Raw genomic sequence first — 17907 nt, forward strand, 5'->3', positions numbered from 1 at the left:
CGTAATTAATCTTTTGACAGGGGATGTTAAAAGATTATTTAGGTCAATTAATTTATAAGTTTTGCAAGTTAAGTAAATCATATAATTATGAAAAAATTATGGAGTATAAATTTAGGTAGGTAAAATGTTATGAAGATTTTTGGTCTTATAGGAGAAAAACTAGGACATAGTCTTTCGCCAGAAATACACAATAAAGTTTTTGAAGATAATAAAATAAAAGGATTATACAATCTTTTTTCCGTAAAGCAGGAATATAAACATAATATAGTAGATAGTTTAAAAAGTTTAGGAGTAACAGGATGTAATGTTACTATTCCATATAAAGAAACTGTTATGGAACAGTTAGATTTTATATCAGAAGAAGCTAGGAGTATTGGAGCTGTAAATACAATACTTATTAAAGAGGGAAAGTCTTATGGGTATAATACTGATTATTATGGATTTGGCAAGATGCTAGTTAGAAAAAATGTAGAGGTCCGTGGAAATAGTTTCTTTGTTCTTGGAGCAGGGGGAGCAGCTAGAAGTGTTTTAAAATATTTAGAGGATAATAATGCTAGCAAAATAGTTTTGGTTTCTAGAGATAAGGAAAAGGCTTCTAGAAGGTTTAAAAGTTTTAATATAGAGTTTATGGGTTATGAAGAGTTAAATAATATTCATAATGAGTTTGCCATAGTAAATACAACACCTTGTGGAATGTATCCTAAAGTAGATACAATTGCTGTGTCTAGAAATGTAATAGAGAAGTTTAAGGTAGCTATTGATATAGTTTATAATCCATTAGAAACTAAGTTTTTAAGAGTTTCTAAAGAGCTTGGATTAAAAATTGTAGATGGATTGTTTATGTTGGTAGGACAAGGAGTAAAAGCTGAAGAAATATGGAATGGAATAACTGTTGATAAATTAACTGAGGAAAAAATATATAATGACTTAAAGAGCAGATTTCAATAAATATAACCATTTAAAAATTTGTAAGTTTTGATAAGATTTATATAAGAAAATGTTAATTTTAACATTAATCTATTTTAGTATGATATAAATTAATTATAAGAAGAATTATGTTATAAGAAGGGTAAGAAAAACATTAGAAAAGGGGAATTTAGGATATGAAAAAAGGAGTACTTTTAATAGGAATGCCTGGATCAGGAAAAACAACGATAGGAGGAGTTCTTGCAAAGGCAATAGGGATGAATTTTGTAGATATAGACAAATTTATAGAGAAGAGTACAGGAAAAGAGATAAATGAAATTTTTGCTCAGGGAGAAGTTGTTTTTAGAGATTTAGAAAGCAAAAGTTGTGAACTTTTATCTGGATTAAGTAATGTTGTAATATCTTCAGGTGGTGGAATAATAACAAGAGAAGAGAATATGAGCAATTTTGAAGAGTTCATAACAGTATTTATAAATAGACCACTAGACTTAATAATAGAAGATATAGATACAGAAACAAGACCACTTTTATGGGCTGGTAAGGAAAGACTTACAAATTTATATAGAGAAAGAATAGATTTATATAAGAAATATTGTGATATAGAAGTTATCAATGATGGATCTCTTGAAGATACTGTGAAAGAGATAGTAAATGAAATAAATAAATTAGCTGAAAATAATAATTAATAAGTTTTATTATTAGTGTTAATTTTAAATAGCCCTTCAGACCTACTTAATTTTAAGTGAAAATCAAAATTTTTAATTTTGTATTCTGAACTTATACCTTCGAATGGACATGAGAAGGTGCTTCCTATTAGAGTTGAATATTCCAGAATAATATCTAAAGCGAAGAACTCCCGTTGGTTAAGTGAAAGTTCAAATTTTTAATTTGGTATCTTGAACTTATACATTTGAACGTAGAGAAAATGTGCTTCATATTAAAAATATTAACGATATTATTCTTCCATATTCAATGAAACTCTAAATTGCTTATTAAGATGGTCTTACAGTTCTATCTAAAATTAACACTAGTTAAAAATCTTTAATTAAAGTTTGAGATGGATTTAAGTATAGGAAGGATGTGAACTTTAGTAAGTATTTAAATGCTATTTAAAGGATGGTATTTGAATGTTTAACTAAGAGTGTTATGAAGATAATGGTTATAAATGGACCTAATTTGAACCTTTTAGGGATTAGGGAAAAGAATATATACGGATCAAAGGATTTCAATGATGTTATAAATTATATAGAAGAAGAGGGAAATAAGTTAGGAATAGAAGTCGATTGCTTCCAAAGTAATATTGAGGGAGAAATAATTAACTTTATTCATAATGCATACTTTGAAAAGTATGATGGAATTATTATTAATCCAGGAGCTTACACTCACTATAGCATAGCAATTTATGATGCTTTAAAAGGTGTTGAGATTCCAACTGTAGAAGTTCATCTAAGCAATATTCACAAGAGAGAAGAATTTAGACATAAGTCAGTTACTGCACCGGCTTGTATAGGACAGATTAGTGGATTTGGAGAATATGGGTATATTATGGGACTAAATGCATTGATTAATCATTTAGAATAGAGAATTTTTAAGGGGGAAATATGAAAAATAATAGGATTTTTGGGGCAATAATAGTTTTACTAAGCCCAGTATTGACTTTTCCAATAAGTGATTTTTTTATGTTGATTATTGGTAAATATATTTATAGTGATGAAGGAATAATAATGACTCAAATTTTTACTTTTATTGCGATATTAGCATTTGGAATATTGTTGTTTATTGATAATCCATTTAAAAGTAATGATAAGATAAAAGAAAGTTGATATAGGTTTTAAGAAGTATCAAAAAGATTAAGAAGGAAAGTATTTTTACTTTCCTTTTATTTTTATGTCTTAATTTAATAATCAAGTTAACTTTAATAAATTTAAAGCTAACTTGATTATTATTAAAGTAAAAGATAAAGTAATATTTAATTTTACTAAAGCATATAAATATATTGGGAAATAATAGAAGGAGGTGTTTGTTATTGGAAAGAATACCTAAGTGGCTGGAAGGATTGGATGAAGAGGATATAAATTTTATAAAGAAGTTTATATTATCATCTGGCTCCTTGAAAGAGATTGCTAATTTATATGGAGTTACTTATCCTACTGTTAGATTACGCTTAGATAAATTAATTCAAAAAATAAATATAAATGAAAACTCATTAGATGAGCCATATATTTCATTAATAAAGCAATTAGCTTTGAAAGAAAAAATAGATTTTGATACTGCGAAGGTTTTAATTACAGAATATAGAAGGATTGAGGAGGAGAAGAAGTGAGTACTGTATCAATTGTTACATTAATTGGACCAATTTTAATATTAGTGCAATTATTTGGTGGAGTTATATTACAAATATATCTTTCAACTAGAAAAAATAAATATTTAGGACTTATAATTCCAGGAATAACTTTTAGTTTTTCATTATTAATGATAGCTAATTTTTTTATGATAGGTGCTAATGTATCTGAAATGATAATAACTATAGGAATGTCTTTTATATATTCAAACATTTCAACCTTTATTTTACTAGGAATATATTTTATATGTAGATATATTAAGTTTAATAAAAATAAAGTTGATAAAATGAATATTCAAGATCTATAGTTTAGAGAATTAAATAAATAAGATTGTGGTTTGTAGAATATAGTTATATTTAGAATAAATTTACATTTAATTAATAGAAATAAAAGGAAAAATAAGTATAAAAAAGGTATGATTATATTATAAGAATGATAAAGTTTTCATGGGGTTAAAAAGATAATTTTATCGACTTATTTAGGTTTTACAATTTGCAAATTAGTTTTTATAAGCAATATTTAGGGGGTGAAACCTTGCTATAATTTAATATTAATTATATTAGATTTGCAAGGGGATTATATGAATATAACAATAGTTGGACTAGGTGTTATTGGAGGATCATATGCTTTAGCTTTAAAAGGTAAGGCAGAGTATGATGTTTGTGGAATTGATATAAACCAAGAGTACTTAGAAAGAGCTAAAAAACAAGGTCTTATAAAAGAGGGAGCGTTATTTAAATCTGAGGAATCAATAGGGGTAATTGAGAAAACAGATTTACTTATTTTATGCATTTATCCAGATAGCATAATAAATTTTATAGAATATTATAGGGAATCATTTAAAGCTACTCTAGTAATTACTGATGTTACTGGAATAAAAGAAAGTTTCATTAGTGAAGTAATGGATATATTACCATTAAATATTGATTTTGTATTTTCACATCCTATGGCAGGAAGAGAGAAAAAAGGCTTAGACTATGCTTCTTCAGAAGTTTTTAAAAAGGCTAACTTTATAATAACTCCTGTAAAAAATAATTGTGAGGAAAATATAAAGTTAATAGAAGAACTAGCTTTAAAAATGGGGTTCTCTAGAATCAAAAAAATAAGTCCAAAGGAACATGATAAAATAATTTCTTTTACAAGTCAGTTACCCCATGCTATAGCAGTATCCTTAGTTAATAGTGACAACTTAGATGTTAATACAGGGGAATTTATAGGGGATAGCTATAGGGAGTTAACAAGAATAGCAAAGATAAATGAAGAGTTATGGAGTCAATTGTTTTTAGGGAATAAAGAAAATTTAATAAATAGAATTGAGAGTTTTCAGGTTGAACTAGAAAAGATAAAAAGGTCCTTATGCTGTGATGATTCTGAAACATTAAAAAATTTGTTTAAGAGTTCAACTGAAAAAAGAGAGAATTTAGAATAGTGTAAAAGGGGAATTGGATTATGGAAGAGAGAGTAGAAAACTTACAGAGAATAGTTAAGCAAATTTTGGCTACAACGGATGACCAAATACAAGGAAATCTAAAAGAATCTTTAAAGTTTAGAATGTCAGTAAGCGATAACCTTCATGGAGAAGTAAGGCATTTAAAATGTCTTAAAGATTTAGCTGAGAAAAAATTGCAAGAAGTCTTTAGGGAGGAGAAATTTCCTAAGGATTATGATACATTCGTAAAAAACTGGGAGAACCTTAGAGAGGAAGCCAAGTATTTATGTAATGATCCTAAGTATGATTACAGTGAAGAAAGATATAAGTATGAATTTATATATTATGAGGTTTACTGTAATGTCTATTTAAAGTATTCATTAGGATTACTTTTCAATGGAAATAACCAAAGTATCATTGATGAATTAAAGAAATATAATGATTTAGAAATAGGTCATATGTATAGATATTATCTTCATCAAATAACTCTTAGAAAGTTAGAAAAAAGCTTGAAGGTAGAACAATTTAATAGTTAAATATTAAGAGCTATATCGAGATTAAATTATAAAACTTATAAATGTGTTTAGTAGATTATAAATATATTTACTAGAATTCATTTTGTAAGTTTTATGAAAATTTCTTGATATAGCTTTTTAATTTAGAGCTATATTTAATATTAATTTAAAGATGGGGTTATTTAATTAAATAAGCTTAATTCTATTTTATAAAGTACTCTATACAATAGAGTACTTTATGGTATAATTATCCTAAGGAGGGATAATATTGGAATTGAATAAAGAGATTATAAAAGGTCATATTGAAAGTATAATATTATCACTTTTACAAGATAAAGATTTATATGGATATGAGATTTCTAAGTTGATAAGGGAGAATAGCAAAGAAGCTTTTGAAATTAAAGAAGGAACTTTGTATGTAGTTTTAAAACGACTTGAAAAATCTAATTTAGTGAGCTCATACTGGGGAGATTGTAAAAGTGGTGGTGGAAGAAGAAAATATTTTAAGATTACAGAAGAGGGAATTGAATATTTTGATGAAAAGAAAAGTGAGTGGAAATTTTTAAAAAGTATTATGGATGTTTTTTTAGGGGGAAAGCAAAATGAGAGAAATTGATAACTATATTGATTCTTTATATAAACATGTTGATGTAATTTCAAAAGAAAATAAAGAATTTAAAGAAGCTATGAAGGAGCATCTAAAGGAATCTGTAGAGGAATTAAAACTGGAAGGTTATAGTGAAGAGGAAAGTATTAAAATTGCTTTAGAGAGATTTGGAGATGTTAAAGAAATTAGAGGAGATTTAGAAACTGTAGTGGAGAAAGGTATGAAACCTTTAATGTGTACGGTAGGAATTTCTATGATAATATTAATAGCATTTTTAATACATCTATCAGTAATGAGATTTGATATGATAAATATACTTGCATTAGCTATGATATCTATACCTATGTATATTGTAATTCGTGGTGGAATTTTAATTTTTTATAAAGCTAAAGGAATTAATTACAACATAAGTTGGAAAAAAGAATTTTATAAATTTTTATTTTCTAATTATATTATATTATTAATAGGATGGTATATGTTTCCTTTAAATTTTGGAGAAACATCGTATATTAATTTTCAAATTGATTTAATACCATTTAAAGGTTTTATAGAATTGATGAGTAGAGGTATAACACCGTTATTTATTATTAAGAACTTATTAATAAGGTTAGTTTTATTTATGCCATTAGGTTTTTATCCAGCTTTTATAAAAGGAAAATTTAATAATATATTGACTTGTATAGTATTAGGTTCATTGATTTATTGCATAGTTCCAATAGTACAATTTCTATTGAGTTTTGGAGTAATATCAATTCATTCAATTTATTTTGGTATAGATTATTGGTTTGTAAGTGTACTTGGAGTATTGTTTGGGTATTTTTTATATAACCATTTAAGAGTAAGAAGAAAATAATAGAGGTAGGGAGAAGGCTATGGTAAGGAATTATTATTTTATGCAATAAGTAAAATGCAGAAAAATAATATTAATCCAATTAAGTTACATGTTGCAAAGTGGAATGAAAAAGCCTTAAGACTTTATGAAAATACTGGATTTAGATGTGTTAATATAGATAAAATAAGATAAACATATGTATGAGGTGAAATTATGCTAGATATGAAAAGTGGATTAACTTATGAAGAATACTTAAAAACAGGAACAGAAGAAGATAAGAAAATGATAGCTGAATTCTTTAATAGAGTAAATGTTAATGAAGAAAATATCAAAGAAATAAATAAAATAAATGAGGAAGTTGATATAGCTGTTTTTTCTATAACTAGATGTAAAGATGCTGCTTCAGCCATACCATTTTTAATTAAGTTAACTGAGAAAAATAAGAATATAAATATTAGATTTTGGCATAGAGAAGGTAATGAAGAACTTTTAGAAGAATTAACTGGAGCCAAGAGGGTTCCGTCAATACTTAGAATTGAAGATGGAAAAGTAACAAGAATGTATATAGAATTTCCTAAAGTGGTAGATGAAAAAATAAATAACAATCTAGAGAAAAAAGAAAATATAGTGAATAATCTAAGAAGTAATGAGTATGATAGCGCTATAGAAGAAGAAATATTCAATATATTAATTTAATATTTTAAAAGAGGTCTGTGTCAAAACTTAATAATAAAATTTCAAAACAATATATTTGTAAGTTTTATTATTAAGTTATTTTGATATAGACCTTTTCTATAATATTATTCAAGATAAACGTTTATTTATACAATTAGAAACTACCGACAATTAAAATATAGACTTAAATTAAAAGGATAGTTACCAAAATAAAAAACTTTAAGATTAATTAAGACTTTTTTAAGATATTCTTATATTTCAAAATTAGCTAAAAAATGGTATCATTTTAATAATGTAAAATTTAATATTTTTGATATATAAAGGAGGACTTCACACATGCGAGTTGAAGCTCAAGGGATAAGCAAGACCTTTGGAGATGTTAAGGCTTTACAAAATTTAAGCTTTACCATTGAGAAAGGAAATGCTTTAGGTTTATTAGGGAGAAATGGTGCTGGTAAAACTACTGCCATAAGATTATTATTAGGAATTTTGCCAAGTGATACAGGTAAAGTTTTAGTGGATAATAAAAAGCTAAGTTTTGATGATAATGCTTTTGGATATTTACCAGAGGAAAGAGGATTATATCTTAAGTACACTGTTAAAAATCAGCTCCTTTATTTTGCAGCTCTTTATGGAATGAAGAAAAAAGATGCTTTAAATAAAATAGAGTATTGGCTTGAAAAATTTGAAATAAGTGAGTATTTGAATAAAAAAGTAGAAACTTTATCAAAAGGTAATAAACAAAAAATACAACTTATAGTAGCAGTCATGCATAATCCAGAAGTAATAATTCTTGATGAGCCATTTAGTGGATTAGATCCAGTAAATGTTGAGCTTTTTAAAACTGTTATAAGAGAGTTATTATCAGAAGGAAAGACATTAATATTTAGTAGTCATAGAATGGCTGATGTTGAGGAGTTTTGTGATGATATCATAATGCTTAAGAAAGGTGAGACTATACTTCAAGGAAATCTTAATAAGATAAAAGAGGATTATGGAATTAAGGGACTTGTTGTTGAAGGAGAAATTGAGGTTAAGGAATTCTTAACTAGAGAGGGATTTGTTCCAGTAGAATTTAAAAAAGGTTGTTATAGAATAAATCTTAAAGATTTAGAAAGAGCAAAGGAACTTTTAAGAAAAATCACTAATTCAAATATGGATATAAGAGGTTTCTATTTTGAAAGACCTTCTTTAAATGATATCTTCATAGAAAGGTTAGGTGATTAATAATGAAAAAGTTTTGGAGTATTTTTAGTTTTACTTACACGGAAACCATAAAAAATAAAGGACTTATAATTTCCACAATAATTACTTTAATATTAATGCTTGGATTCTTTAATATGGATAAGATTGTTGGATTATTCAAGGGTGGGGATTCTTCAAGAGATTCAATAATGGTAAGTATGCCAGCAGGAGAAAATCTTATAAGCAAAGATGTTTTAGAGAGATTAAATGATAATGATTTTGAAATAGTATTAAATAATAATACAAACGAAGCTGAAACAGTTAAAAAACAAATTGAAAGTGGAGATTCAAAATACAAGGCTTTGCTTGAAATTTCAGCAGGACAAGAAGTAACAGGTAAGTTATATGTAAATGAGATGCCAGGAGATTCATTAAGTAAGAAAGTAAATACGATTTTAAATGATACTAAGTTTACTTTTACTATGCAGAAGTTTGATTTAACTCCAGAGGAATATGCGAATATAATGACGCCTGCTCAGTTAGAAGTAGTACAGAGTGGAAATGCTTCACAGGAGAGAATGGTACTTGTTTATGCTCTTGTATTTGGAATATACATTATAACCCTTACTTTTGGTTCTATGGTTGCTAACTCAGTTATAGAAGAAAAGAGTAATAGGATAATGGAAACATTAATAACAATGGCTAAGCCTATGGAACTTTTCTTTGGAAAGGTATTAGGTGTGTGTGCTGTTGGACTTACACAAATAGCGCTATTCTTAGGATTTGGACTGGTCATGCTTAAAACTTCAGGAGTAAGTTTAGAGGCTATAAGCTCACTAAATTTAAATGCTGGAATTATATTTGCTTTTGTTGCATATTTCCTTTTAGGATATTTAACATTCTCAATGCTTTATGCAGCAGTTGCTTCATTAGCTACAAGTGCACAGGATGTAAACTCATCAATGGGAGCTATAACATTAATATTCGTTGGAGTTTTCATGCTTGCAATGAACTGTATGTTTAACATTGAATCAACTTTAGCAAAGGTATTTAGTTATATTCCATTTGCTTCTCCTTTAATAATGTTTGAAAGAATTGTTTTATCAAAGGTAACCTTTATGGAAGTTTTAATAACTACAATAATTAACGTAGGATTTATAATAATAGTAGGATACTTTAGTAGTAAATTATACAAAAAGGGAACTTTACATTATGGTAAAAAAGCTTCGTTAATTAAAATTATTAGAGGAAAAGAATAATATAGAATTAATTATTATATGAGATTGTATTAATTTTAAAATTTAATACAATCTCTATTTGTTTATATAAATGGTTAATAAAATAAATTTAAGATAGTTTTGTAAAATACTATGTATTTAATTAGTAACACAAACAATAAATGGTGATTTTAATCAGAATCATATAAAAAATTACTGGTAAAATAATTAATGTAACAATTAATAAAAGTGAAAAAATATTAATTTTGTAGTATATTACTCAGAAAGAAGAAATTGTATGGGAGTGATTTAAATGTGTACGGGATTAATTTTAGAATCAAAGAATGGTAATTATTTTTTTGGTAGAAATATGGATATTGAATTTTCATTTAATCAATCAATAATTTTTTTACCAAGAAATTATGAAGGGATAAATACTGAAACAGGTAGAAAGGTTACACCTAAATATGCAGTTCTTGGAATGGGAACTATTTTTAATGAATATCCAACTTTTGCAGATGGCTTTAATGAAAAAGGTTTAGGAGTTGCAGGATTAAACTTCCCTGGATATGCATATTATCCTAAAGAAAGAAGTATAGGAAAAGAGAATATTCCACAATATGACTTTACACTATGGATCTTAGCTAATTTTAGTTCTGTTGAGGAAGTTAAAGAAGTTTTAAAAAATACAATATTAGTAGATGAAAGAATTAGTAAAAATGTACCTAATTCTACTCTACATTGGATTATCGGTGATTCTACAGGCAAATCAATAGTTGTAGAACAATCTAAAGATGGGTTAAAAGTATTTGATAATAATGTTGGAGTTCTTACTAATTCTCCAACTTTTGATTGGCATATGACTAATTTACGCCAATACTTAAGCATGAATTATAACCAAATTACATCATTACAAGTAGGGAATGAAGATTTAACTGCTTTAGGTCAAGGAACAGGTTTAGTTGGATTGCCAGGTGATTTTACTCCAGCATCTAGATTTATAAGAGTTGCTTTATTAAGAGATGCTATGATGAAAAATGCCAAGGATTCAATAAATATTATGGAGTTTTTTCATATATTAAATAATGTGGCTATGATTAGTGGATCTGTTGTAACACCAGCTGGAAAAAATGATTTGACTCAATATACAGCGTGTATGGATTTAGAAGAGGGAGTTTATTATTATAATACTTATGAGAATAATCAAGTAAATGCAATAGGCATGAAAAAAGAAAATTTAGATGGGAAAGAAATGAAAGTTTATAAGTATAATACAACTTTAAATATAAACTATGAAAATTAGCAAAGGAAATAAATTTGTATTAATTTTTATAAAAAAATATTGAATTTATTAAAATTTGTGTATATAATTATAAAAAACACAAAAAAGTGTAGAGGCATTGAAGAGAAATAGTATACTGAGTAAACTTTTCAGAGAGCTAAAGGTTGGTGTGATTTAGTAAGAAAACTTAGTAGAAGCAGTCTCAGAGCTTCTTGTTGAGAACTAAAAGTTTAATGTGAAATCAAATGAAATTAATACAATATTTTATTTGAAGTATTTATGAAATAATAGTTTTGAACTTTTAATTAGATTAAGACGAGTTCCTCCCGTTAAAGAGGATAGAAATTAGATTGAGATTTATACTAGTTAATACCTCAATAGATTTCTAGCTGAGGTGAGCAAATTTATTTTGCTTATTAGGGTGGTACCGCGAAGTAGTTCCTTCGTCCCTTTATTGGGATGATGGAGCTTTTTTTATTTAAATTTGACTCTGTTTAAAGTGAGTGTTTATTTCTGGATATATCTTAAAATTAATTAAGTAAACAGTCTAGAAAGATTGACTAAGTTGTTTAAAAGTGTAAAAGCTTTATCATAACACATATAGTATTAAAAAATGTTATAAAAGTATAGTAATTAAGTCATATTAAACTTTAGAGTAATTAATAATTAAAAAGCTAAATACAAATAAATTGTTTAAATAAAATAAGTAATAACAAAGGGGGCCAATGTGTCATGGAAGAAATTTTAGAAGTTTTAGAGAAAAACAGTAGATACACTGATGAAGAGATAGCTGTTATGACAGGCAAAACAGTTGAGGAAGTTAGAGAGGCCATAAGAGATTATGAAGAAAAGAGTATAATCGCAGGATATACTACACTTATAAATTGGGAGAATACAGGAAGGGAAACTGTTACAGCTTTAATAGAGGTTCAGATAACTCCTCAAAGAGGTGTTGGATTTGATAAGGTTGCTGAGAGAATATATCAATTTCCACAAGTTAAGGCATGTTATTTAATGTCTTCAGGTGGATTTGATTTAACTGTTATTGTTGAAGGTAAGACAATGAAGGAGGTTGCAATGTTTGTGTCTGATAAACTTGCAATCCAAGAATATGTTACAGGAACAGCAACACACTTTGTATTAAAGAAATACAAGGATCATGGAACAATCTTTAGAGAAAAGAAAACAGATGATAGGGAGATGTTATTTATATGATACTAGAGAATATGATTTTAGATAATGTTAAAAATATGCCACCTTCAGGTATTAGAAAATATTTTGATTTAATAAATGAGATGGATAATGTTATTTCGCTAGGAGTTGGAGAACCAGATTTTGTAACTCCATGGAATGTTAGAGAAGCAGGTATATATTCTTTAGAGCAAGGACATACTCACTATTCATCAAACGCAGGATTTATTGAATTAAGAGAAGAAATTTCTAAGTACTTACACAGAAGATTTGATTTAAAATATAATCCAAAGGATGAAATACTTGTTACTGTTGGAGGTAGTGAAGGAATAGACTTAGCTTTAAGAGCCTTAGTTGGACCAGGAGATGAAGTTATAATTCCAGAGCCAAGTTTTGTTGCATATAAGGGCTGTACAGCTTTTACAGGAGCTACTTCAAAGACAATAGATTTAAGAGCAGAGGATGATTTCAAATTAACACCTGAGCTTTTAGAGGAGGCAATTACAGAAAAAACTAAGGTTGTAATTATTCCATTTCCTAATAATCCAACGGGAGCAATAATGAATAGAGAAGAGCTTGCAGGAATTGTTGAAGTTCTAAAGGATAAGGATGTAATAATAATTTCTGATGAGATATATGCAGAGCTATCATATGGGGAAGAGCATGTTTCTATAGCTAGTTTTCCAGAAGTTAAGGAAAAAACATTAGTTATAAATGGTTTTTCTAAGGCTTATGCTATGACAGGATGGAGATTAGGATACATTTGTGGGCATAGAGTTCTAATTGATGCTATGAAAAAGATACATCAATATGCAATAATGTGTTCTCCAACAACTGCTCAGTATGCTGCTATAGAGGCATTAAAAAATGGAGATGAAAGTGTAGCTGAAATGGCTAGAGAATACAATAGAAGAAGAAGAATTTTAGTTGAAGGTTTTAGAAGCATGGGATTAGATTGTTTTGAACCATTAGGAGCTTTATATGTATTCCCTTGCATAAAATCTACAGGAATGACTTCAGATGAATTCTGTGAAAAGCTTCTTATCGAAGAAAAGGTACTTGCAGTGCCAGGAAATGCTTTTGGAGAGTGTGGAGAAGGATTCATAAGAGCATGTTATGCAGCTTCAATGGAAGATATAATGGAAGCTGTTAAAAGAATAAGAAGATTTGTTGAAAAACATAAAGTACAAGAGTAGTAGATAATCTTTTATAAAAGGTAGTAATAGGTTAATTTGACCTTTGCTACCTTTTTTTGCGGTTAAAATAATTTTTACCTTGGTGATATAATTATTATATATAAGCTGGAGGCGATAACCCATGGATAACATGAAAAAGATACTAAAGAAAATGCCAAAGATAATACAAAAATCCTTTAAGAAATCTAATACTCATGATATCTTATTGGAGCAAGCTAATAGAATAGTAATTAGTGATAATAGTAGATATTTAAATAATAGAGTTTTTTATAAAAATTTAAAATGGTGTATGGACATATTAGAGCTAAATTACAATGTTAGTAAAAGTCTTGGATGGATTAGACCATCGTACTCTAGAAAGCCAGATATAATGATAAGATCAGTTTTAACATTATTCTCATTTCACTTCTATCATGGGGAAAATAAAGATAATTATTTTGGAGGTTTAGGAAAAGGAAAAACCGCTATGTGTAAGTTTATATTCTTTGGGAAAAAAGCCTTAAAGTATAGAGATAAGGGAAAGAGAAAAAAATGCATGAAGTATTTAAGCTTTGCTTGTCATTATTTAGCTGATATGAGTGAACCACACCATGTAACTCATAACATTGCAAAGCCTGGAGAATTTATAATGAGTATATTTAATAAATTTGATATAAAAAAAATAGGAAAAGGACAATTCTCAAACCACAGTAGATTTGAAAATTTAGCTCAAGGGTGGCTAAAAGGTGATGATGATATAAAAGAAATTTTAGGTGAAGAAAATAAAAATGAGAAAATCATTTTAAGTGGAGTTCCTACATATGGAGAATTATTTTCTTATATCTTAAAAGATGAAGGAGAAGCTGTTTTTAAAGAAGATGAAAGACATAAAGTATTAGATGTTTATTATAAAAATATCGATTTAGACTTTGATGATTACTGCAGATATTTAGGGGATGAAAGTGCAGAATATGCTAAAGATTTTGTTGAAGATACCCGTGAAGATTATTCAAGAGAACAAGCATTAGCAGCTATAAGAACATTAAATATGGCAGAAATACAATTAGCAAGATTCCTATATTATTTCTGCAACTACAATGTAAAAGAGGGAAAATTCATAGACCCTAGTCTTAAATTCTACAATGTATCTTTAAGTGCAAGTTAGATACTAAAATAATATTTTTCTATATAAAGTAGAATAAAAAAGCATAATAGAGCTTTAAGGCTAATTAAATTGTGAAGTTGATATATGCATACTTAATAATATATCTAGTTTATAGGTGAATAAAAGGGTTGTATCAAAATACTTTTTGATACAACCCTTCAGTTTTATATTATGATCTATTTTAGACCAGTGTTGATTTTTAGATATAGCTAGAAATCAACACTCACTTAAAATAGAGCCTAATATTAAAGGTTTATACATAGGACTTTTCCATGAAGTGATTCAAGAAGCTTTTTCTTGTTTAAATAGCTAAGCTTGAAATATAAGGTAGTCCCTTTTATGTAAATAGTAATATGATATTTATTTTTTATTTTTCTAATTTCAATTTTCTTAATTTCTTTAAATAAATAAGCATTATATCCAAATATTATTGCTTCATCTGTTATATATAAGCATATGAATTTATATGAAATAAACAATAGAATGAAGAAATATATTATTGGAATAATTATGTTTAATAAATTTCCGTTTTTCAATACTCCCATAGCACTTGAAGCAAGTACAAGCATTGATAATAAAAACATTATGATTGCTACAAGACTTACAATTCTTATAGTTACCACTTTTTTATTTTTTCTAAATTTTTTAGTTTTATGTAATAAAACTATATTAATTAAAATATAGATTCCTAAAATAATCAGTGCCAAAAAAATCACCCTTATAATTAGATTTTATTTCTTAGTTTACAACAATTCCTTTTTGTAGTCAAAAATTATCCTGCTTTTTGAAATAATAGAAAATTTATTTTTTCTTCAAAGGTTATTTTACTAAATTATGTTAATATTGATTTAGGACTTTAATGAATAAGAGGTTTTGTGTTATGAGAGATATAAATATTTTAGTTATAGAAGATGATAATGATATAAATGAATTATTAAAAGATATATTAAATGAAGAGGGATACAAGGTTCAGTCTGCTTATTCAGGTACTGAAGCTTTGATTTATTTAAGTAATCAAACTTTTTCACTTATATTATTAGATTTAATGCTTCCTGGAAAATCAGGAGAAGAGATTTTAGAGGAAGTAAGAAAAAGGAGTAGTGTACCTATTATAGTTATTTCGGCTAAAGAAGGAAAAGAATTTAGAATAAATGCATTTAAAAATGGAGCAGATGATTTTATAATGAAGCCTTTTGATGTTGATGATGTACTAGCTAGAGTATATGCAAATTTAAGAAGAGCTTTAGAATTTTCTAAAAATAAAGAAGAAACAAGTGAATTAAAATATAAAGAAATACAATTGAATGCTGATAATAGAGAAGTTTTCGTCAATGGTGTAGAACTTGCTTTAACAACAAGAGAATTTGATATATTAAAGCTTTTTATAGAGAATCCTAGGAAGGTTTTTTCAAAAGGTAATCTATTTAAGAGTATATGGGGAGAGAATTTTCTTTGTGATGATAATACTATAACGGTTCATGTAAGTAATTTGAGAAGTAAAATATCAAAAGTAGGAGCAAAAGAAGAATATATAAAAACTGTTTGGGGAATTGGATATAAATTTGATTAATTAAGACTTTCTTAAGACTTTCTTTGAAGTTAATTAGGATTAATATTTTATATTATTCTTATAAGAAAGTGAGGGATGAGAAATGGATTATGTTTTGAAAACTTATAACTTAAGTAAAAAGTACGGCAGAAAGTTTGCTGTTCAAGGAGTTAATTTAAACATTAAAAAAGGCGATATATATGGCTTTATAGGAAAAAATGGAGCAGGTAAGACAAGCTTAATAAGAATGATAACTGGACTATCATCAATAACTAATGGTGGAATAGAATTATTTGGACAAGATTCACCTAAGGATATTATAAATGGTAGGAAAAGAATAGGATCATTAATTGAAAATCCTGCATTCTACTCTAATATGACAGCTTGTGAGAATATGGAACTCTTAAGACTTCAAAAAGGAATACCAGGTAAGAAGTGTATTGAGGAAAAACTAGCCTTAGTTGGACTTGATAAAGTTGAAAAGAAAAAGATTAAAAACTTTTCTTTAGGAATGAAGCAAAAACTTGGAATAGCAATGGCTTTACTAGGTGATCCAGAGTTTTTAATTCTTGATGAGCCAACTAATGGCTTAGATCCTATGGGAATAATAGAATTAAGAGAACTTCTAAAGCAGTTAAATAGTGATAAAGGAATTACGATTTTAATATCAAGTCATATTTTAGGAGAGTTAAGTCAATTAGCAACATGTTATGGAATAATAAATAATGGAGAATTGGTTGAGGAGATTAGTTCAGATGAATTAAATGAAAGATGTAAAACTTCATTAGAAATTAAAGTTAATAATGTTAATAAGGCAGCTTGGGTTATTGAAAATATACTCAATACTAATAACTTTAAGGTTCTACCAGGAAGAATTATTAGGCTATATGATTATATAAATAATCCAGGAGAGGTATCAAAAAATCTTCTTAATAATGATGTTATAGTAGAGGAGCTTTCTGTAAAAGGTGAGAATTTAGAAAGTTATTTTATGGGATTATTAGGAGGAAGAAAAGATGATTAATTTGCTAAAGAGTGATTTTTATAGATTACGAAAAAGTAGTGTATTGAAAATAAGCCTTATTTCAATGACTTTAATTATACTATTACTAAATATATTATTTTTATCAGAAGATAATTTTTTGGCTATAAATAGAGCTTTTATGAATGATAGATTTTATGGATTTACTATGGGAGACATAGTTGGTAATGAAAGTTATATTAAATTTTTTTACTCTACAGTTTCACTAAGTCCGTTCATAATAATTATAATTTTATTTTTAGTTGTAGATATGGTTATTTCTAGATATAAGAATGGGACTTTAAAGAATGTAATTTCTTATGGTCATAGTAGAAGCAAAATATATTTAGCTAATATTATAACTATATTTATAGGTGTGGCAATAATTATTATATTTACTTTAGTAGTTTCAATGGGAATTTTAAGTGTAATATTTCAATCAAAAGATGCTTTGACGAAAGACATAATAGTGGAAGTGTTAAAGGCTACAGGAATTTGGATTATAATACTTTCTACAATTGCAAGTATATATAGCCTACTAGCTACTATTATAAAAAATAAAGCGGTAATAGCAACATTTGGGGCATTATATACTTTTTTAGGAACAGCCTTAATCATAGAGAAATGGGGTAATTATTTATTTGATAAAGAGCCATCATTTATGATTTTAGATTTTGCAGCAAAGCCAATAAACAACCCACTTTTTTCTACATGGATAATAAACTGCTTAATAATCATAGTAGTAACAAATATATTAGGTTGTATTGTCTTTAACAAACAAGAGATTAAATAATT

The 17907-nt window shown here is 27.1% G+C and carries 21 protein-coding genes, 1 pseudogene and 1 other annotated feature; of the genes and pseudogenes, 21 read left to right on the top strand and 1 reads right to left on the bottom strand.

What is annotated here, in order from left to right; all coding sequences use genetic code 11:
• The first annotated feature begins 129 nt into the window (after positions 1-129).
• The 18 genes and pseudogenes from aroE (at position 130) to ACQZHJ_RS04930 (ending at position 14542) form a co-directional block, all read left to right on the top strand.
• On the top strand, positions 130-948 hold the full coding sequence (aroE, locus tag ACQZHJ_RS04845; RefSeq protein ID WP_430484408.1) for a shikimate dehydrogenase: 819 nt from the start codon (positions 130-132) through the stop codon (positions 946-948).
• A gap of 155 nt (positions 949-1103) precedes the next feature.
• Entirely contained in the window at positions 1104-1613 is a 510-nt protein-coding gene (locus ACQZHJ_RS04850; protein WP_430484409.1) for a shikimate kinase, read from the top strand.
• Between the two features lie 460 nt (positions 1614-2073).
• Positions 2074-2508, top strand: coding sequence for a type II 3-dehydroquinate dehydratase (gene aroQ, locus ACQZHJ_RS04855; protein ID WP_430484410.1), 435 nt, complete (start codon positions 2074-2076; stop codon positions 2506-2508).
• A gap of 20 nt (positions 2509-2528) precedes the next feature.
• The gene (locus ACQZHJ_RS04860) at positions 2529-2750 is read left to right on the top strand and encodes a hypothetical protein (RefSeq protein WP_430484411.1); all 222 of its coding nucleotides are present in this window, start codon (positions 2529-2531) and stop codon (positions 2748-2750) included.
• 197 nt (positions 2751-2947) lie between these two features.
• Positions 2948-3250 carry a DUF2089 family protein gene (locus ACQZHJ_RS04865; protein WP_430484412.1) on the top strand — a complete coding sequence of 101 codons (303 nt, stop codon included), beginning with the start codon at positions 2948-2950 and terminating at the stop codon, positions 3248-3250.
• A complete protein-coding gene (locus tag ACQZHJ_RS04870) occupies positions 3247-3576 on the top strand; it encodes a hypothetical protein (RefSeq protein ID WP_430484413.1) in 330 nt (109 codons plus the stop codon). The genes ACQZHJ_RS04865 and ACQZHJ_RS04870 overlap by 4 nt, the downstream gene beginning before the upstream one ends.
• Before the next feature lie 273 nt (positions 3577-3849).
• Entirely contained in the window at positions 3850-4698 is an 849-nt protein-coding gene (locus ACQZHJ_RS04875) for a prephenate dehydrogenase (protein ID WP_430484414.1), read from the top strand.
• 20 nt (positions 4699-4718) lie between these two features.
• Positions 4719-5234, top strand: coding sequence for a hypothetical protein (locus ACQZHJ_RS04880; RefSeq protein ID WP_430484415.1), 516 nt, complete (start codon positions 4719-4721; stop codon positions 5232-5234).
• 247 nt (positions 5235-5481) lie between these two features.
• On the top strand, positions 5482-5829 hold the full coding sequence (locus ACQZHJ_RS04885; protein ID WP_430484416.1) for a PadR family transcriptional regulator: 348 nt from the start codon (positions 5482-5484) through the stop codon (positions 5827-5829).
• Entirely contained in the window at positions 5816-6673 is an 858-nt protein-coding gene (locus tag ACQZHJ_RS04890; protein ID WP_430484417.1) for a permease prefix domain 1-containing protein, read from the top strand. Before ACQZHJ_RS04885 ends, ACQZHJ_RS04890 begins: the two co-directional genes overlap by 14 nt.
• 21 nt (positions 6674-6694) lie before the next feature.
• Positions 6695-6844 (top strand): annotated as a pseudogene (locus ACQZHJ_RS04895) (GNAT family N-acetyltransferase); the annotation flags it as partial.
• A gap of 21 nt (positions 6845-6865) precedes the next feature.
• Positions 6866-7348, top strand: coding sequence for a thioredoxin family protein (locus ACQZHJ_RS04900; RefSeq protein WP_430484418.1), 483 nt, complete (start codon positions 6866-6868; stop codon positions 7346-7348).
• Between the two features lie 315 nt (positions 7349-7663).
• Positions 7664-8554, top strand: coding sequence for an ABC transporter ATP-binding protein (locus ACQZHJ_RS04905; RefSeq protein ID WP_430484419.1), 891 nt, complete (start codon positions 7664-7666; stop codon positions 8552-8554).
• Between the two features lie 2 nt (positions 8555-8556).
• Positions 8557-9771 carry an ABC transporter permease gene (locus tag ACQZHJ_RS04910; protein ID WP_430484420.1) on the top strand — a complete coding sequence of 405 codons (1215 nt, stop codon included), beginning with the start codon at positions 8557-8559 and terminating at the stop codon, positions 9769-9771.
• Between the two features lie 271 nt (positions 9772-10042).
• Positions 10043-11032, top strand: a complete 990-nt coding sequence (bsh, locus tag ACQZHJ_RS04915; protein ID WP_430484421.1) for a choloylglycine hydrolase — start codon at positions 10043-10045, stop codon at positions 11030-11032.
• An 88-nt stretch (positions 11033-11120) separates the two neighbouring features.
• Positions 11121-11465, top strand: a binding site (T-box leader).
• Between the two features lie 278 nt (positions 11466-11743).
• Positions 11744-12226 (top strand): Lrp/AsnC family transcriptional regulator, encoded by a 483-nt coding sequence (locus ACQZHJ_RS04920; RefSeq protein WP_430484422.1) that lies wholly within the window; start codon positions 11744-11746, stop codon positions 12224-12226.
• Positions 12223-13398 carry an aminotransferase class I/II-fold pyridoxal phosphate-dependent enzyme gene (locus ACQZHJ_RS04925; RefSeq protein ID WP_430484423.1) on the top strand — a complete coding sequence of 392 codons (1176 nt, stop codon included), beginning with the start codon at positions 12223-12225 and terminating at the stop codon, positions 13396-13398. The genes ACQZHJ_RS04920 and ACQZHJ_RS04925 overlap by 4 nt, the downstream gene beginning before the upstream one ends.
• Before the next feature lie 121 nt (positions 13399-13519).
• Positions 13520-14542 (top strand): zinc dependent phospholipase C family protein, encoded by a 1023-nt coding sequence (locus ACQZHJ_RS04930; protein ID WP_430484424.1) that lies wholly within the window; start codon positions 13520-13522, stop codon positions 14540-14542.
• Positions 14543-14787: 245 nt separating this feature from the next.
• Here the strand turns inward: ACQZHJ_RS04930 and ACQZHJ_RS04935 are convergent, their stop codons facing one another.
• On the bottom strand, positions 14788-15258 hold the full coding sequence (locus tag ACQZHJ_RS04935) for a hypothetical protein (RefSeq protein ID WP_430484425.1): 471 nt from the start codon (positions 15256-15258) through the stop codon (positions 14788-14790).
• A gap of 164 nt (positions 15259-15422) precedes the next feature.
• Between ACQZHJ_RS04935 and ACQZHJ_RS04940 the strand changes: the two genes are divergently transcribed.
• The 3 genes from ACQZHJ_RS04940 to ACQZHJ_RS04950 all read left to right on the top strand — a co-directional run bounded on the left by ACQZHJ_RS04940 (position 15423) and on the right by ACQZHJ_RS04950 (position 17905).
• Positions 15423-16112 carry a response regulator transcription factor gene (locus ACQZHJ_RS04940; protein WP_430484427.1) on the top strand — a complete coding sequence of 230 codons (690 nt, stop codon included), beginning with the start codon at positions 15423-15425 and terminating at the stop codon, positions 16110-16112.
• A gap of 82 nt (positions 16113-16194) precedes the next feature.
• Positions 16195-17115 (top strand): ATP-binding cassette domain-containing protein, encoded by a 921-nt coding sequence (locus ACQZHJ_RS04945; RefSeq protein ID WP_430484428.1) that lies wholly within the window; start codon positions 16195-16197, stop codon positions 17113-17115.
• Positions 17108-17905 (top strand): ABC transporter permease subunit, encoded by a 798-nt coding sequence (locus ACQZHJ_RS04950; RefSeq protein ID WP_430484429.1) that lies wholly within the window; start codon positions 17108-17110, stop codon positions 17903-17905. Before ACQZHJ_RS04945 ends, ACQZHJ_RS04950 begins: the two co-directional genes overlap by 8 nt.
• Positions 17906-17907 lie beyond the last annotated feature (2 nt).

The organism is Clostridium sp. B9 (assembly GCF_050509515.1).
Classification (GTDB): Bacteria; Bacillota; Clostridia; order Clostridiales; family Clostridiaceae; genus Sarcina.

Coding starts and splice junctions, on each gene's coding strand:
- aroQ (WP_430484410.1), top strand. CDS start 2,074: ATGAAGATAATGGTTATAAATGGACCTAATTTGAACCTTTTAGGGATT.
- ACQZHJ_RS04850 (WP_430484409.1), top strand. CDS start 1,104: ATGAAAAAAGGAGTACTTTTAATAGGAATGCCTGGATCAGGAAAAACA.
- ACQZHJ_RS04900 (WP_430484418.1), top strand. CDS start 6,866: ATGCTAGATATGAAAAGTGGATTAACTTATGAAGAATACTTAAAAACA.
- aroE (WP_430484408.1), top strand. CDS start 130: ATGAAGATTTTTGGTCTTATAGGAGAAAAACTAGGACATAGTCTTTCG.
- bsh (WP_430484421.1), top strand. CDS start 10,043: ATGTGTACGGGATTAATTTTAGAATCAAAGAATGGTAATTATTTTTTT.
- ACQZHJ_RS04950 (WP_430484429.1), top strand. CDS start 17,108: ATGATTAATTTGCTAAAGAGTGATTTTTATAGATTACGAAAAAGTAGT.
- ACQZHJ_RS04880 (WP_430484415.1), top strand. CDS start 4,719: ATGGAAGAGAGAGTAGAAAACTTACAGAGAATAGTTAAGCAAATTTTG.
- ACQZHJ_RS04875 (WP_430484414.1), top strand. CDS start 3,850: ATGAATATAACAATAGTTGGACTAGGTGTTATTGGAGGATCATATGCT.
- ACQZHJ_RS04910 (WP_430484420.1), top strand. CDS start 8,557: ATGAAAAAGTTTTGGAGTATTTTTAGTTTTACTTACACGGAAACCATA.
- ACQZHJ_RS04860 (WP_430484411.1), top strand. CDS start 2,529: ATGAAAAATAATAGGATTTTTGGGGCAATAATAGTTTTACTAAGCCCA.
- ACQZHJ_RS04925 (WP_430484423.1), top strand. CDS start 12,223: ATGATACTAGAGAATATGATTTTAGATAATGTTAAAAATATGCCACCT.
- ACQZHJ_RS04905 (WP_430484419.1), top strand. CDS start 7,664: ATGCGAGTTGAAGCTCAAGGGATAAGCAAGACCTTTGGAGATGTTAAG.
- ACQZHJ_RS04940 (WP_430484427.1), top strand. CDS start 15,423: ATGAGAGATATAAATATTTTAGTTATAGAAGATGATAATGATATAAAT.
- ACQZHJ_RS04945 (WP_430484428.1), top strand. CDS start 16,195: ATGGATTATGTTTTGAAAACTTATAACTTAAGTAAAAAGTACGGCAGA.
- ACQZHJ_RS04920 (WP_430484422.1), top strand. CDS start 11,744: ATGGAAGAAATTTTAGAAGTTTTAGAGAAAAACAGTAGATACACTGAT.
- ACQZHJ_RS04890 (WP_430484417.1), top strand. CDS start 5,816: ATGAGAGAAATTGATAACTATATTGATTCTTTATATAAACATGTTGAT.
- ACQZHJ_RS04930 (WP_430484424.1), top strand. CDS start 13,520: ATGGATAACATGAAAAAGATACTAAAGAAAATGCCAAAGATAATACAA.